This is a genomic window from Pseudomonas sp. Tul2A7, from assembly GCF_054790505.1.
In genome coordinates, this window is record NZ_CP186499.1 from 2,872,092 (window position 1) to 2,888,638 (window position 16,547).

The 16,547-nt window shown below is 60.5% G+C and carries 14 protein-coding genes; 5 read left to right on the forward strand and 9 right to left on the reverse strand.

Features of this window, described 5'->3' with window-relative positions; translation table 11 throughout:
- The first annotated feature begins 10 nt into the window (after positions 1-10).
- From ACOYXJ_RS12965 to ACOYXJ_RS12985, 5 genes are read left to right on the forward strand one after another with little or no spacing between them, the layout of a single operon-like run.
- The gene (locus ACOYXJ_RS12965; RefSeq protein ID WP_460369789.1) at positions 11-1,723 is read left to right on the forward strand and encodes a DUF2138 domain-containing protein; all 1,713 of its coding nucleotides are present in this window, start codon (positions 11-13) and stop codon (positions 1,721-1,723) included.
- Positions 1,708-2,358: a DUF1175 domain-containing protein gene (locus ACOYXJ_RS12970; protein ID WP_460369791.1), complete on the forward strand. Its 651-nt coding sequence runs from the start codon at positions 1,708-1,710 to the stop codon at positions 2,356-2,358. Before ACOYXJ_RS12965 ends, ACOYXJ_RS12970 begins: the two co-directional genes overlap by 16 nt.
- Positions 2,355-6,929, forward strand: a complete 4,575-nt coding sequence (locus tag ACOYXJ_RS12975; protein WP_460369793.1) for an alpha-2-macroglobulin family protein — start codon at positions 2,355-2,357, stop codon at positions 6,927-6,929. The genes ACOYXJ_RS12970 and ACOYXJ_RS12975 overlap by 4 nt, the downstream gene beginning before the upstream one ends.
- 1 nt (position 6,930) lies before the next feature.
- The gene (locus ACOYXJ_RS12980) at positions 6,931-8,550 is read left to right on the forward strand and encodes a DUF2300 domain-containing protein (protein WP_460369795.1); all 1,620 of its coding nucleotides are present in this window, start codon (positions 6,931-6,933) and stop codon (positions 8,548-8,550) included.
- Between the two features lie 3 nt (positions 8,551-8,553).
- On the forward strand, positions 8,554-9,366 hold the full coding sequence (locus tag ACOYXJ_RS12985) for a YfaP family protein (RefSeq protein WP_460369797.1): 813 nt from the start codon (positions 8,554-8,556) through the stop codon (positions 9,364-9,366).
- A 78-nt stretch (positions 9,367-9,444) separates the two neighbouring features.
- On the opposite strand, the gene ACOYXJ_RS12990 is transcribed toward ACOYXJ_RS12985, so the two are convergent.
- The 9 genes from ACOYXJ_RS12990 to ACOYXJ_RS13030 form a co-directional block, all read right to left on the reverse strand.
- Positions 9,445-9,735, reverse strand: a complete 291-nt coding sequence (locus ACOYXJ_RS12990; protein WP_150794061.1) for a type II toxin-antitoxin system RelE family toxin — start codon at positions 9,733-9,735, stop codon at positions 9,445-9,447.
- Entirely contained in the window at positions 9,732-9,971 is a 240-nt protein-coding gene (locus ACOYXJ_RS12995) for a type II toxin-antitoxin system RelB/DinJ family antitoxin (protein WP_460369799.1), read from the reverse strand. Before ACOYXJ_RS12995 ends, ACOYXJ_RS12990 begins: the two co-directional genes overlap by 4 nt.
- 430 nt (positions 9,972-10,401) lie before the next feature.
- A complete protein-coding gene (locus ACOYXJ_RS13000) occupies positions 10,402-11,148 on the reverse strand; it encodes a S24 family peptidase (RefSeq protein ID WP_460369801.1) in 747 nt (248 codons plus the stop codon).
- A gap of 224 nt (positions 11,149-11,372) precedes the next feature.
- A complete protein-coding gene (gene ppa, locus ACOYXJ_RS13005) occupies positions 11,373-11,900 on the reverse strand; it encodes an inorganic diphosphatase (protein WP_003205933.1) in 528 nt (175 codons plus the stop codon).
- Between the two features lie 112 nt (positions 11,901-12,012).
- A complete protein-coding gene (locus ACOYXJ_RS13010) occupies positions 12,013-12,825 on the reverse strand; it encodes a M90 family metallopeptidase (RefSeq protein WP_460369803.1) in 813 nt (270 codons plus the stop codon).
- A 4-nt stretch (positions 12,826-12,829) separates the two neighbouring features.
- Positions 12,830-13,480, reverse strand: coding sequence for a DedA family protein (locus ACOYXJ_RS13015; protein ID WP_460369805.1), 651 nt, complete (start codon positions 13,478-13,480; stop codon positions 12,830-12,832).
- Between the two features lie 228 nt (positions 13,481-13,708).
- Positions 13,709-14,170 (reverse strand): GNAT family N-acetyltransferase, encoded by a 462-nt coding sequence (locus ACOYXJ_RS13020; protein WP_007910890.1) that lies wholly within the window; start codon positions 14,168-14,170, stop codon positions 13,709-13,711.
- A 115-nt stretch (positions 14,171-14,285) separates the two neighbouring features.
- A complete protein-coding gene (gene eutC, locus ACOYXJ_RS13025; protein WP_460369808.1) occupies positions 14,286-15,119 on the reverse strand; it encodes an ethanolamine ammonia-lyase subunit EutC in 834 nt (277 codons plus the stop codon).
- Positions 15,116-16,510 (reverse strand): ethanolamine ammonia-lyase subunit EutB, encoded by a 1,395-nt coding sequence (locus ACOYXJ_RS13030; protein ID WP_038361972.1) that lies wholly within the window; start codon positions 16,508-16,510, stop codon positions 15,116-15,118. The genes eutC and ACOYXJ_RS13030 overlap by 4 nt, the downstream gene beginning before the upstream one ends.
- Positions 16,511-16,547 lie beyond the last annotated feature (37 nt).

Sequence of the window (16,547 nt, forward strand, 5' to 3'; positions counted from 1 at the left end):
GAGCGAGAAGATGAGCGATAACACTGTTACTCCGGCCGCCGACACGCCCGTGGCCAAACCTTCGCGGCGCTGGCCCTTGTTGCTGGCCGGGTTGTGCCTGGTGGCCGGTGTGGCGGGTGGTTTTGGCTGGCTGCTGCTCAAGCCCAAGGCGCCGCCAGCGGAGTTGGCCGGTGACAAGCTTGGCCTCAGCCGCCCGGATGCGTTGCTGGAGACCCGTTCGCTGAGCCAGTTGCCCAAGGACCTGCTGACGGTGCCGTTCCTCAAGGCCACGCTCACCGAGGATTTCGTCTTCTATTACGAGACTCATGCTGATCGCCTCGGCTTGATCGGCAGTCTGCGCCGGATCATCTACGAGCATGATCTGAAGTTGCAGGACAGCTTGATCGAACAGCTTTTCGATCAACCGGCCGATGTCGCGCTGTGGCGTGGCGCGGATGGTCGCTTGAAGGATTTCCTGTTGGTGATGGATCGCGGCGGGCTGGCGAAGCTGCTCGAGCCGCTGGCGAAAGTCGCGCTGGATGACACTCAGCTCAGCCAGATGGGCGAACTCAAGGTCGGCGGCGATAGCGTGCCGCTGTACCAACTGACTTATAACGCCAGCAAAGCCCTGTTGTTTGCCTCCCACGGGGACAAGCTGGTGGTGCTGTCCAATCCGGCCAAGTACTACGACCCGGAAAGCGGCGTGTCTGAAGAGTCCGGTCACGTCTCGCCACAAGCGCTGGCGGCGCTGCTCAATGGCGAAAAACTGTTCCCTGAAGCCTTCGGCCTGCCGGCGAAAACTCCGGAAACCAAACAGCGCCTGTCGGTGAACTCCAGTGTCCTGGCCATGGGGTATCAGCGTTTCATCCCGAACTTCGCCGGGCTGCGTTTCGACATGGACGACAAGGGCTGGCACAGCTACCTGGCCATGAACAAGCTGGAAAACCAGCCCGACTTCGATTTCAAACCGGTCTGGCAAGCCATGCCGCTCGGCGCCAGTGCCTGCGTAACCTTGCCGGTCGCCGCCGAACCGCAAAAACCACTGCTGGTAAAACTCGGCGCCGAAGACGCCGTGGCGCAAACCCTCACCGAACACGTGGCCGGCGCGGCGGGCCTGTGCTGGTACGCCGATTCGCGGTTGTACACGCCGTTGCTGGTGGCCAGTCTGAAAGATGAAGACAGCAGTAAACTCGATGGCGACCTCGGCAAACTGTTCGGTTCGATGGTCGGCGCATTCGAAGCCAACGTCGAAGAAAACGTCTTCCCCGTGGTCGAGAAACAAGAGGGCCAGAACCATGTCTGGCAGCGTCAGGTCAGCTCCAACTTCGGCCCGTATGCGGCGAAGACTGCCGAGAACCCGGACGCAATCAGCGGCAAGGCGTTCATGAAAGTCAGCCTCGCCCGTCACGGCTCGACGCTGCTGTTTTCCCTCGACGACAAATTGGTCGACAAGGCCCTCGGCACCCTCGACAAACGCTTCCCGCCGATGGCCGATGTGCTGCCCAAAGATGTGCTGATGCCGATCTACTTCGGCCCGGATTCGATGGCGCAACTGATGCAGCAGGAAACCCTCGACAGCCTGCCGCAGGACATGGAGCCGGTGTTTTACAACGCCGCGCAAACCTATCTGATCCCGAAACTGCGCACCCTTGGCGGCTATGGCAAATATGCCCTGACGCTGCCGGAAGGCAGCGAGCCGGACGGCCACTGGCAATGGTTGCCGCTGGAATGGAAAGCGCTGTGACGACACTGATCCGCAGCCTCGGTCTGCTCGCGCTGTTGCTCAGTGCGGGCGCCCGTGCCGTTGAAGCACCCGTACTCGATCCGGCGCAGTCCCAGGTGTTTCGCGCCTGGTTCGTGCGCATTGCCCAAGAGCAACTCAGCCAAGGCCCGAGCCCGCGCTGGTATCAACAGGACTGTGCCGGGCTGGTGCGCTTCGCCGCCAACGAAGCGCTGAAAGTCCACGACGACAAATGGCTGCGCAGCAATGGCCTGTCCAATCGTTATCTGCCGCCGGAACTGTCGCTCAGCGATGAGCAACGCAAGTTTGCCCAGCAGTGGCAGCAGGGCGGCGGCAAGGTCGGACCGTATGTCAACGCGATCAAACTGATTCAGTTCAACAGCCATCTGGTCAGCCGCGACGTGTCGCAGGCGCGGCCCGGTGACTTGATGTTTTTCGATCAGGGCGACGACCAGCACCTGATGATCTGGATGGGCCGCTACATCGCCTATCACACCGGCACTACCACCCCGACTGACAACGGCATGCGTTCGGCAAGCCTGCAGCAACTCATGACATGGAAGGACACCCGATGGATACCCGACGCAGCCAACCCCAACTTCATCGGCGTCTATCGACTGAACTTTCTCTCCCAATGACCGGTGCCCGCATGTTGCGACTCTGCTCCCGAATTCCTTTGCTGCTGGCGCTGTTGCTGCCAGTGGCTACCGTCAGCGCCGAAGATTCGGTCGAGCCGAGCGGCTACACGCCGGTGTCCGGTGAAAGCTTCTTCCTGCTGGCCGACAGCAGTTTTGCGGCGGACGAGCAGGCGATGGTGCGCCTCGAAGCGCCGGGCCGTGATTACCGTCGCTTCCGCATGGAACCGTACGGCGGCGCCGACATTCGCGTGTACCGCATCGACAAGCCGCTGGACTTCCTCAAGCGCCAGAAGAACCTGCATCGCGTGGTCAGCGACGGCCAGTTCAAGGGCGAAGGCTTGTCCAACACCCTCGCGTACCTGTGGGACAACTGGTATCGAAAATCCCGTCGAGTGATGCAACGCGCGTTCTCTTATGAGTCGCGCAAACAGGTCACCGAGGAAGTGCCGGAACTGAAGATGGGCAACGCCATCGCCGCGCCTACTCCGTACGACGCGCAGCCGCAATTCGCGCTGATTCCGGGTCTGCCGGTGGTCAGCCAGTTCCGTTATCCGTTGTGGCAGGCCAAGCCGATTCAGCCGCCGGCCGGGGTCAATCTCGCGGGCTCTTCGAGCGATTTCGTCAGCGTCGCGCCGGGCAACGTTTATATCCCGTTGGGCAATTTGAAACCGGGTCTGTACTTGGTCGAAGCGCTGATCGGTAAATACCGCGCGACCACCATGGTTTTCGTTTCCAACACCGTCGCAGTGAGCAAGATTGCCGGCGACGAATTGCTGGTCTGGGCCGCGCGCAAACACGAAGGCAGTTCGGTACCGAAGGTAAACGTGCTGTGGACGGATGGCCTCGGCGTGATGAGCAGTGGCGCCACTGATGCCGATGGTTTGCTGCGTCTGAAACACGTTAGCCCTGAGCGTTCGTTTGTCATCGGCGAGGACGAAGAGGGCGGTGTATTCGTCTCGGAAAACTTCTATTACGACAGCGAAATCTACGACACCAAACTCTATGCCTTCACCGATCGGCCGCTGTATCGCCCGGGTGATTGGGTCTCGCTGAAGATCGTCGGCCGCGAGTTCAAGAATGCGCGGGACTCGGTGTTGCCGGGCGCTGCAGATGTCACGGTCAGCGTGCTCGATGCCACCGGTACCGAGTTGCAGCATCTCGATTTGAAACTCGATTCGAAGGCCGGTACTCAGGGTCGTTTCCAGTTGCCGGACAACGCCGTGGCCGGTGGTTACGAGATTCGCTTCAACTACAAGGATCAGGCTTACAGCAGCGCCTTCCGTGTGGCCGAATACATCAAGCCGCACTTCGAGATCTCGCTGAACCTGGCCAAGCAGGACTACCGCACCGGCGAACCGGTGAAGGGCAGTCTGGTGCTGCTCTACCCGGACGGCAAACCGGTGGCCAACGCCAAACTGACCCTGAGCCTGCGTGCCCAGCAACTGTCGATGGTCGATAACGAGCTGCAATACCTCGGGCAATTCCCGGTGGAGCTGACCAGTACCGAACTGACCACCGACGGCAAGGGCAACGCGACCCTTGACCTGCCAGCCGCCGACAAACCGAGCCGCTACATGCTCACCGTGTTTGCCAGCGATGGCGCGGCGTATCGAGTCAAGACCACCAAGGAAATCTTCATCGATCGTGGCGCGGCGAGTTTCCGCTTGAGCGCACCGCAACGCTTCAGCGCGGTCGGCGACAAGGTTGCGTTCAGCTACGCCAACGAGGGCGGCAGCGAACAAAGCAAAGCGGTGACGCCGAGCACGTATGGCTGGGTGCGTCTGGAAGACCAGAGCACCAGTGAAGGCAAACTCGCGGCGACGGACAAGGGCTTCAGTCTCGCTTTCGAACGTCCGGGCACCTACAACCTGATCTTGAAAGATCAACACGGCCGCGTGCTCGGTGCCACTGGGCATTCGGTCACTGGCGACGGTGTCAAAGCAGTGCCGGGCACCGTGGAAATCGTCCTCGACAAGCCTGAGTACAAGGCCGGTGATGAAGCGCTGGCACTGATCACGTTCCCGGAACCGGTCAGCGATGCATTGCTTTCGCTGGAACGCGACAAGGTCGAAGCCACTGCGCTGCTGGCCAAGGGCGGCGACTGGCTGAAACTGGAAAAACTCAGCGATACCCAATACCGCGCGCGTATCCCGGTGAAGGACAACTTTGCGCCAAACCTGACCTTCTCCGTGCTCTACACCAAGGGCGGTCAGTACAGCTTCCAGAACGCCGGGATCAAAGTGATCGCGCCGCAAATCGACGTGGCGATCAGCACCGACAAAGCGGTGTATCTGCCGGGCGACACGGTCACGGTTGACCTGACCACGCAGTTCGCCGGCAAAGCAGTACCGGCGCATCTGACCGTCAGCGTCGTCGACGAAATGGTCTACGCGCTGCAACCAGAAGTTGCGCCGACCATCGACCAGTTCTTCTATCACCCGCGTCGCAACAACGTGCGCACCAGCGCCAGCCTGTCGTTCATCAGTTACGACGTCGCGTTGCCGGGTAGCCCCGGCGCGCCGGGCAAGGCCAACCGCAGCGAGCGCGGGGTAAAAGTGCTGGAGCGTCCGCGTCGTGAAGACGTCGACACCGCTGCGTGGCAACCGGAGTTGTTGACCGGTGCCGACGGCAAAACCCGCTTCACTTTCAAGATGCCGGACTCGCTGACCCGCTGGCGCATTACCGCCCGCGCCATCGCCGATGACGGTCAGGTCGGGCAGAAAAAGCAGTTCGTCCGTTCGGAAAAACCGCTGTACCTGAAGTGGAGCGGGCCGAGCAAATTCCGCAAGGGCGATCAGCCGCAACTCGGTGTGTTCGCGTTCAGTCAGGCCGAGAAACCGGTCAAGGCTGAACTCGTCACGCACTACGCGGGCGCCGAACAACGCCTGCCGGTGACTCTGAACAACGGCATCAATTATCTGCCGCTGCCAGCGTTCGCCCTGGCTTCCGGCGAGTGGACGGCGGAGTTGGTGCTGGATGGCAAAACCGCCGACTCGCTCGCCGTGCGCCTGAGTGCGACCGGTGATGGCTGGCAAGTGACGCAGACGCAAAGTCTGGATGTCGCCAGCGGCGACACTGCGCTGAGTCTGCCGGCGGATGCCACGGATATTCGCCTGCGTCTGGATGACAGTCCGCAAGCGCTGTTCCGTTCTGCCCTCGATGATCTGCTGAGTTATCCGTACGGTGGTGTCGAGCAGACCGCCAGTCGTTTGCTGCCGCTGAGCATTGCTTATCCGTCGCTCGCGTCGAATCCGCAGATCCGTGATCGCTTGCGTCTGATCATGCAGAACAGCCGTCTGCGTCTGGTGCAAATGGCCGGGCCATCGGCGAGTTTCACCTGGTGGGGTTACGACGGTGAGCCGGATGCGTTCCTTACTGCCTACGCCTATTACGCTGACTTTAACGCCAGCCAGGTGCTGGAACTGACCTTGCCGCCGGAGCACTGGCAGCGAGTGCTGGAGGTGTACGCCAAGCAAGCGCCGAACACGCCATTGCTGCAACGGGCGCTGATTCTGTCGTTTGCCAAGCAGATGCATTTGCCGGTGAACACCTTGCTCAGCGGTCTGATGGAGGATCTGGCCAAGGCCGGTGAAGGCAACGCCGAAACCCTGATGGACGATGGTGAAGACAGTCTGGTGATGAGTGATCCGGATTCGGCGCTCGGTCTGGCGGCAGCGCGGGTCTTGACCGCTTCGTTGGCCATGCAGTCGAAGGTTGCTCTCCCTGACGCGTTCAATCGTCAGGTGGGCGCTGCACAACAGCGTCTGTCGGTCAGCTCGCAGCCATTTTCCGAAGCGTTGAACCTGTCGCTGCAACCGTTCGATCAGGCACGTGCGCAAGCGTTGCTGCAACGGCTGTTGCCGCAGCAATCGACCCTCGAACGTGCGCTGGCACTGACCTGGTTGCAACGCAGCATCGCCCAGGCTTCGCCGACCATCGCCTTGACGCCGGGTGAAGGCTGGAAGAAAAACTACGGTGCCAGCGGCGAGATGTACTGGACGTGGCAAGGCGCGGCGCCAGTGCCGAGCGTGCTGACCGTGTCGGGCACGCAAGAGCGTCCGCTGCGTGCGGCGTTGAGCTTCCAGACCCAGCAACCGCCAGTCGATCCGATGGCCGTGACCATCACCCGTCGCCTGTCGCGACTGGTGCCGGGCGATGAAGCCTTCACCTTCAAGCTGGAGCCGGTGGGTACCAAGCCGCTGTCCAGCGACAGCCTGTATCTGGACGAAGTGATCCTCACCAGCAAAGCGCCGAAACCACTGCGCTACGGCATGCTCGAGGTGCCGCTGCCACCGGGTGCCGATGTCGAACGCACCACGTGGGGCATCAAGTTGCAGGGCAAGGACGGCACCGAACCGACCGCGCTGGAGAAGGCGCGTTTCGAACCGGGCCAGTTGGCCTACGCCGTGCCGGTCGATGCGTTGAGCGGCGAATTGCGCCTGCGTCATCTGGTGCGTTTCTCGCAGAAGGGCCAGTTCAACTTGCCGTCGGTGCGTTTCAAGCAGGTCTACGCGCCGCAGCATCAGGCCCAGGAAGCGAAAGCTGCTCTCGGTCAGGTCACGGTCAACTGACATGAGCCGGCCGCTGCTGTGGCTGCTGATGTGTGTGATCCCTGTGCTGGCAACGGCGCAGGACGAGCCGCTGCGCGTGGCGTACAAGGGCGAGTTGTTGTCGTTGAGTCAGACACAACTGATCGCCCGTGAACCGTTGCCGTTGTCGCTGGATGCGCCGCTGGGGAGTCTGTGGAAGCTGTTTGTTTACGCGTGGCTGGTGGATACCGGCGCGCGTGAGCCTGCGTATGAATGTCGCGGACAGTCGAAGGAAGAGGTTTATTGCTGCTCGGCGGGCGGCAGGATCGAGCGTGATCAGGCGTTGGTGAAATCTTGCGGGTTGTATTTTGAGCCAGCACGGTTGGGCATTTCTGCTGCCGATTGGCGGATGTATTGGCAGGCGCGACAGGCACCGTCGTGGTTGCTGGATTTGCCGTTAGTGCAACCGGCTCAACGGGTTTCCGTGGTTGAGTTGCTGAAGGTTCTGGCCTCGCTACCGGCGCAGGATCAGGCGCGTCGAGTGCTACTCGACGTGGTGCTGAACGCGGCGGACGGCAATGTCGTTGGTGAACTGGGCGGGCGCTTGCGGGTGAAAACCTGGAGCTGGCTCGGCGATCAGGACCCGCAATCGCGACAGGGTGGGTTTGCCGGTTGGACGGCCGATGGTGCGCCGGTATGGGCAGGTGGACGCGGCACCAGTCAGATGGTTTTGCGGCATTACGGTCAGGCACTGGCGACGGTGTTGCCAGCGGCATGGCCGGCAGACGCGGGGCGTTGTGTTGAAGTCGGGTTGTTCTCGCGCTATCCGGTAACCCGGGTTTTGACTGGCGAGCGGGTGGTCACTTCCGGCCCGTTGCAGGGCGACCATCGCGTCGAGTTCGCCAACGGCAACGCGCTGGATATCCACAGTGACGGCGAACTGTTTCTGCTCAACGATAAACTCGTCGCAAGGCTTGATCGCGAAGAGTACGTCGCCCGCGTGCTGGAGCGCGAAGCCAAACCAGAACCCGCCGAGGCGGCCAAAGCGCTGGCCGTGGCGATCCGCACCTATCTGCTGCAAAACGCCACGCGCAACGGCGATTGCCTGAACATCGACGACAGCAGCAATCGCCAACGCGTCGCCCCACGTCCAGCCTCGGCCGAGTCACGCAACATCGCGGCGTGGACGGCGGATCTGGTGTTGGCCGGCAGCACCGTCACCTATCACTCCGATCAACCCGGCCCGGACAAACTCGCCTGGCAACAAGCCGTCGCGCAAGCCAATGCCGGTCAGCGTTACGACGCGATTCTGCTGCACGCCTATCCGCGCGCCAGCCTTAGCCGTTGGGACAATCCGGTCGCTTCCTGCGAAGCGCTGCCCGCCGCACAAGACTGGCTGCAAAAACAGCGACGCGGCTGGCGTCCGAAGCTGGAAAGCGAAACCGGCTACAACGAAGTCAGCACATTCGCTGTGTGCAAACTGGCCTTCGGCAGGCCCTTCGTCGACCGCGAACGCCAACGCATCTACGTGCGCGGCGTGCTGACCCTGCAGGATCGCCTCGACCTGACCCACGAATATCTGCACCTGGCTTTTGAAGCACACCCCAACGGCCAGGATGAAACCTACATCGAAGGGCTCGCCCGTCATCTTTTGCTGGAATAGACCATGACACTCCGTTATCCCCAGGTCTTGCTGCTGCTCTGCACCTTGAGTGCGCTCTCGCCGGCGATGGCCGCTGACAGCGTCAAACTCGACACCCCGGTCGGCGGCTGGCGCAGTGGCGCTCCCGAAGGCGAGGGCGAAAGCTTCCGCCAGACCGTCAACTACCCGGCTTCGTCGGTCAACACCCCGGTCGGCCAGGCCAACACCGCCCGCATCAGCGGCGAAATCAATGCAGCGCGGAAGGACAACCAACCCGGCCGCCTGATCGTCAACGGCGTGAGCATGCCGCTGAAAATCGATGACAGCGGCCGCTTCGATCGCCCCTTCTCCTTCCCCAATGGCAGCAACAGCGTCGAAGTACGCAGCCCCGACGGGCAGCAACGCCACCGCACGCAATTCCTCAACACCAGCGGCGGCGCCACCCCGGCCAAGCTGCGCGTACTGCTGGCATGGGACAGCGACGGCACCGACCTCGACCTGCACCTCGTCACCCCCGACGGCGCGCACATCTGGTACGGCAACCGCAGCGCCGCCAACGGCGCCGCCCTCGACGTCGACGTCACCACCGGCTATGGCCCGGAAATCTTCGCCATGCCGGCGCCGATCAAGGGCCAGTATCTGGTGTATGTGAATTACTACGGCGGTGGCTATCGCGGGGATGACGAGGGCGGCGATGAAGCGGTACAGGCACTGACCACCGCGCAGGTGACGGTGATTACTGAAGAGGGCACGCCGAGCGAGAAGATGGAGACTTTTCTGATCCCGATGCGGACGGCGGGGGAGTTGACGTTGGTTAAGGCGTTCAGTTATCCGTGAGGGGCAACGTGTTCTGAACAAAAGAACAGGTCAGCGGGTTGCTGACCTATTTCAGAGAGTCTCAATCATTGAGTTGATTCAACTTTGGGGTGACAGTCGGTCTTGCGCAACCTCGTAAGCAGCCTCTCGCTCTCTCTTCCCGATAGCGACTACGAACACCACGATCTCCTGATCAAGCACCTGATAGATCAATCGAAAGCCAGCGCTTTTCAACTTCACTTTGTAGCAGTCCGGCAGCTCGCGAAGTCGATTGGCTTCTATTCGAGGGTTTTTCATTATCTCAACTAGCTTCTTCTTGAACTGTTGGCGAACCGTATCGCCCAGTTTGTTCCACTCCTTTAACGCCCGACGATCAAATTCAAGGTTTATAGGTCATCCAGACTTACCTTGACTCGCTGAGGAGCGGCGAGACGTTCGGTGACTACGGCGATGAGGGCTTCATCTTCCTCGCTGATTAATGCCGCTTTGAACGGCAGCTTGCCCCGCTCGGCGACGTATTGAAGTGTTTGGCGCAGAAGCTCTGACGGAGTTATGCCGAGCTTTTCGAGCTCGGCGAAGGAGCGCTGTTTCAGCTCATCGTCGATGCGAATATTGATGGAGGCCATGATGGGGTACCTGTAATGACGTTTGTCGTTACGGTAGCAAGAGGCTTTCATATTCGACAAGCGCGAATTGACGTTTCTGACGGTAGGTTAGGTTTCTTTCAGGCATTAAAAAGCCGGCTTGTGGCCGGCTTCTCGGGGACTGGCTTGGCCTATTTTTGGTAAGCCTTGCCAGCCTTCAAAACGTACATCCGGATCTGCGTCCGGCTGTGGGACTTGGTCAGACGTTGGTCTGCCGCGTCGGGCGCTGTCTGGGCCGCAGGGCGGGTCGATGCGCAAATGTGGGGCGCAGGATACTGAGTTTTGCTGTGGATTCCCAGTCTGGAGTGCGGTTTAGAGCGACTTGTGCGTCAGAAATCCGGGATTTGTACCGATTATCAGGGCCTCATCGCGAGCAGGCTCACTCCTACAGGGAGCTTTGCAGGCCGTAAGATCAAAGAAACGGCACCACCGGCCGCCGCTTGCTCACTGTCGACCACCAGAATACCCAGCCCAATATATGTATGCGTTGCTCCTCGATCTGCGCCGGGCGGAAGACTTCGTCCGGGTATTCGGCGCTGTTGTGGCTGCGCAGGCGCAGGCCGTTGCCAGGCATACGGTGCAGGTATTTGATGCGCAGCATGCCGTCGTGTTCGATGGCATAGATCTCGCCGTCCACCACTTGAGTCAGGCCGCGATCGATGGCGACGATGGAGCCGTCTTCGATGCGTTCGGCCATGCTGTTGCCGATCATGTGTGCACAGATAGCATCGGCGGGGCGGATTTCCAGTTGATCAAGGGGCGCGCGCAGCAGCCGGATGGACAGATCCTGATCCTGAATGACGTGGGTTTTGTCGGAGCCGTTGCTCAGTGGTGTTTCTTTGAAGAAGACCAGTTCGATGTCGTTGGGATGGATGAATCGATAGGCGCCTTGGGGGTCGTGGGCATCAAAGCTGTCGCCATTGCTGGCAGGCTGATTCAGGCTCGGCGCTTCTTTTATGCCTTCGCCGGTTTTCAGCCATTCGCTGTTGACGGACAGCAGGCGTGAGACTTCTTCCATGCGATACGCCGGGACGCCCCGGGTGTACCAGTTGTGGACATTTTGGGCTTCCGTGCCCCAGAACTTTGCGAAACCCGTCGTGGAGATGTTCGCTGCTTCCAGGAGTGCCTTGAATCTTGGACCGCTAGTGTTCTTTCTCATAAACACGGAGTCTACGGCCGTGCCAGAGCGGTTTGAATAAACCGGGCGTTCAAAAACGGACTGAATTTTGCGACGGGATGTAAGACGTTCTTGTGGGAAATTACACAAGATAAAACTTTTCTGTAGTCCGTCATAAACACTATGTTTAAGGCGGCTTTTCCCCGAGCACAAAAAACCCCGGATCAACCGGGGTTTTCTTCAAGCATCACGCGTAGCGCAGGTGCTTAGCCTTTGTAGGCGGCAACCGACTTGGTGATCGCTTCGCGGGCGGCGTCAGCACCGGCCCAGCCTTCGATCTTGACCCATTTGCCTTTTTCGAGATCTTTGTAGTTCGCGAAGAAGTGCTCGATCTGCTGGATCAGCAGTGGCGGCAGGTCGGTGTATTCCTTCACATCGACGTACAGCTGGGACAGCTTGTCGTGTGGCACTGCGATGACTTTGGCATCGCCGCCGCCGTCGTCGGTCATGTTCAGGATGCCGACTGGACGCGCGCGGATCACCGAGCCTGGAGCAACCGGGTAAGGGGTCACAACCAGCACGTCGAGGGGATCACCGTCGTCAGCCAGGGTGTTCGGGATGTAACCGTAGTTGGCCGGGTAGAACATTGGGGTGGCCATGAAACGGTCAACGAACAGGCAATCGCTGTCTTTGTCGATTTCGTATTTGATCGGCGCGTGGTTGGCCGGGATCTCGATCGCGACGTAGATGTCGTTCGGCAGGTCTTTGCCAGCCGGAATCTTGCTGTAGCTCATTGGGCGTTGCCCCCGTAGTTGACCAAAAACACTTGGCCGGATTGACCAAAAAGTGGCGGCGATTATAGGCATATTCTGCCGTCGACGCCATGTACCGAAAGTCGTGCAGACCTTAGTCGTGCGCCTGATAGACCGGGTCTGAGGCCTGAAGTTGCCGCAACCGGCTCAACGGATCCTGACGGTAGAAAAGCTGTAACTGCGCATACACCTGTGGATAAGCCTCATGCAGCAGATCCGGGGCGCTGAAGAAATACTCGCTGGTGACCGCAAAGAACTCCGCCGGGTTCTCGGCGGCGTAGGGATCGATGGCGGTTTCGGCGTCCGGGTCATGGTCGAGCTGGCGGTTGAGGTCGTCGTAGGCGTGTTGCATCACCTCGGCCCAGTCGCTGACGCGCATGTCGGTGTGCAGCGGCGGCAGGCCGTTGGCGTCGCCGTTAAGCATGTCGAGTTTATGCGCCAGTTCGTGGATCACCAGGTTATAGCCTTCCCAGCCACCACTGGCCATCACGCCGGGCCAGGCGAGGATGATCGGCCCCTGCTGCCAGGCTTCGCCGCTGTGTTCGCCGTCCCACTCATGCTCGACACCGCTGGCGTCGCGATGACGTTGCGGGCTGAGAAAGTCATCGGGGTAGAGCACGATCTCGTGGAAACCCTGATACCAATTCAGATCGCCGAGGTGCATCAGCGGCAATTGCGCCTGGGCGGCGAGCAACAGGCGTTGTTCCTGATGCAGTTCGACGCCGGGCAGGGCGCTCAAGTGTTTGTCGTCGAGGAACAGCACGCAGGCTTCGCGCAGCCACTGGTCTTCGGCTGCACTGATACCGTCAAGGAAGCTCAGGTGATGGCGCACCCGTTGCCACATGTCGTCGGCAATCGGGTGCTTCGCCAGAATGCGCCGGCGACGCCAGGCGCTCAGCGACCACATCGGCTTAATGCGATTGGGCTTTGGTGCCGCCGAAACGGCTGCGAACCACGCCGAGTATCATCGGCACCAGCGACAACAGAATGATTGCCACCACCAGCAACGACAGGTTTTTCTTGATGAACGGTACGTTGCCGAAGAAGTAGCCCAGCGTGACCAGACCGCCGACCCAGAGGATGGTGCCCAGCACGCTGAAACCGAAGAAGCGCGGGTATGGCATCTTCGCCACACCGGCGACGAACGGCGCGAAGGTACGGATGATCGGCAGGAAGCGCGCCAGCGTTACGGTCTTGCCGCCGTGTTTGTCATAGAAATCCTGGGTTTTTTGCAGGTAATCGCGACGGAAGATTTTCGAGTTCGGGTTGCTGAACAGTTTTTCTCCGGCCGTTCGTCCGATCACGTAGTTGGTGCTGTCGCCCAGGATGGCCGCGAGCATCAGCAGTCCGCCCAACAGCACCGGATCCATGCCGCCGCCAGCGGCAACTGCACCGGCGATGAACAACAGTGAATCACCCGGCAGGAAAGGCATCACGACCAGGCCGGTTTCACAGAAAATCACCAGAAACAGGATGGCGTAGATCCATGGCCCATAGTTGTTCACCAGCAAATCGAGGTAAACGTCGAGATGCAGGATAAGGTCGAGCGGGTTGAAATCCATGGAGGCACCTGTATGGCGGCCCGACTCGGCAGGCCTGTGCGGATGACTTCGTGTAAGCCTACAGCGGGGTGTAGTTTTTCTTACAAGCCGGAAAGAACGGGATTATACGGTCTGAAGGATGAAACGCGCGTTGGTTTTGTAGCGAGGGATGTCGAGGTGTGAACAATTGTCAGGAAGCATTCGGGGGCCTGAGGGAGCGGACTCCCTCATCACACCTTGCACTTGCAGTCAGAGCTCTTCGCTGATCGGCAGCACGTAGTTCTTGAACTCGGTGTCTTCCTTGAACCCGATGGATTCGTAGGTTTTCTGCGCCACTTCGTTATTGCTGCTGGTGGAAACGCGCATGCGCACGGCCTGGGTTTCCTTGGCCATTTTCTTCGCGGTACGGATCAGGTTGTCGGCGACCAGTTGGCGGCGGGCGTCTTCAGCGACATAGATGTCGTTGAGGATCCACACGCGTTTGAGCGACAACGAGGAGAAGCTCGGATAGAGCTGACAAAAGCCCATCAGCTTCTTGTCGTCATCATCGGCCAGGGCCAGATAGATCACCGATTCCTTGCGGCGCAGGCGTTTTTCGAGGAACGCGCGGGAGGAATCCGGGTAAGGCAGGGAACCGTAGAACTCGCGATATTTGACGAACAATGGGGTCAGCAAATCCAGATGTTCGAGGGTCGCTTGAATAATCCGCATGATAGGTCTCGTCTTCAAGTGGCTGTCTTCAACTGCTCTGACGGCGATGGGAAACCCTGGCGGCCGTGCATCGATCCTGCCTGAAACCGGCGCAGAAACGCAATGCGGAAACGGTTCAGGTTGTGGGCGGATCGAGTAGGAAATTGCCTTTCATATCTACACCGGCGTCCGATTCCAGCGTCTGAACCTGTGCTTCGTCCTTCAGGTTGACCCCTGACAACTGCCGCCGACAGGCTTCGCGCATCAGATAAAGCAAGCGGTGCGCCGCCATGCCGTAGCTCAAGCCTTCGAGCCGCACATTGGAGATGCAATTGCGATAGGCATCGGTCAGTCCGACTTTTGGATTGTAGGTGAAATATAAACCGAGGCTGTCCGGCGAACTGAGGCCCGGGCGCTCGCCGATCAGCATTACCAGCATTTTTGCGCCGAGCAACTGGCCGATTTCATCACCGACGGCAACGCGTCCCTGTTCCACCAGAAGCACGGGCGCCATCGACCAGCCGTCAGCGCTCATTTGCTCTTCCAGCCGATTGAGAAACGGCAACGTATGCCGATGCACCGCCAACGCCGAAAGGCCATCGGCCACGACAATCGCCAGATCGACACCGCCGGGATGCGCCGCCGCGTAATCACGCAAGGCCTGCGCCGATTCATCGCTCAGCTTGCGGCCCAGATCCGGGCGTTGCAGATAGCTGTTTCGATCTACGGCGGCACTGTGCAGCAGCAGGCTTTCGCGCCCGCGCTCACCGAGTTGCGCGCTGAGCCCGGCGTGATCGAACGGCAAGTGCACGGCATCGCGCGCTTGCGCGTGGGCAAACTGGAAATCCAGTTGCGCGCTGGTCGGCAGGCTGGTGCCGGTGCGGCCGAGAGCGATGCGCGCCGGGGTCAGGCGGCGCAGTTCCAGCCACGGGTTCTGCGGGTCCACAGGCGGTTTTTCCATGTGACTCATCCCAGTTGCGCCAATGCCTGGCGGAAGGCCGGCGGCAAGTTGTTGCCAAAGCGAACCTTGCCGTCCGCTTGGGTGAAGATGCCCATGTTGGCCAGCCATTGCTCGAACTCCGGCGCCGGTTTCAGCCCCAGAGTCTGGCGGGCGTAGAGCGCGTCATGAAACGAGGTGGTCTGGTAATTGAGCATGATGTCGTCGGAGCCGGGGATGCCCATGATGAAGTTGATCCCGGCCACACCCAAGAGGGTCAGCAGGGTGTCCATGTCGTCCTGATCGGCCTCGGCGTGGTTGGTGTAGCAGATATCGCAACCCATCGGCACGCCGAGCAACTTGCCGCAGAAATGGTCTTCGAGGCCGGCGCGGATGATCTGTTTGCCGTTGTAGAGGTATTCCGGGCCGATAAATCCTACGACGGTGTTCACCAGAAACGGCTTGAAATGTCGCGCCACGGCGTAGGCCCGCGTCTCGCACGTCTGTTGGTCGACACCGTGATGGGCATTGGCCGACAGCGCGCTGCCCTGACCCGTTTCGAAATACATCAGGTTCTGCCCGAGAGTGCCGCGGTTCAGGCTCAGGCCGGCGTCGTAGCCTTCCTGCAACACGTTCAGATTGATACCGAAACTGGCGTTGGCCGCTTCGGTGCCGGCAATCGACTGGAACACCAGGTCCAGCGGCACGCCGCGATTGATCGCCTCGATGGAGGTAGTGACGTGGGTCAGCACGCAGGCCTGGGTCGGGATGTCGTAGCGCTGGATGATCGCGTCGAGCATTTCCAGCATCGCGCAGATCGAGGCGATGCTGTCGGTGGCCGGGTTGATGCCGATCATCGCGTCGCCGTTGCCGTAGAGCAGACCGTCGAGAATGCTCGCGGCGATGCCGGAAGGCTCGTCGGTCGGGTGATTGGGTTGCAGGCGCGTGGAGAGACGCCCGCGCAGGCCGAGGGTGCCGCGAAACTTGGTTACCACGCGAATCTTTTGCGCCACCAGCACCAGATCCTGCACGCGCATGATCTTCGACACGGCGGCGACCATTTCCGGGGTCAGGCCGGGGGCGAGGTTGCGCAGGCTGGTTTCATCGGCGGCGTCGCTGAGCAGCCAGTCGCGGAAACCACCGACGGTGAGGTGGCTGACCACGGCGAAGGCTTGCTTGTCGTGGGTGTCGATGATCAGCCGGGTGACTTCATCGGACTCGTAAGGAATCAGCGCTTCCTGCAGGAAATGCGTGAGCGGAATATCAGCCAGCGCCATTTGCGCAGCCACCCGCTCGCCGTCGTTGAGCGCGGCGACGCCGGCGAGAAAGTCCCCGGAGCGCGCCGGGCTGGCCTTGGCCATGACGTCCTTGAGGCTGTCGAAGCGATAGGTCTGGGCGCCGACCGTGTGAGCGAAACTGGCCATACACAATTCTCCGTGACGGCGCAGACCGAGCCTGCGC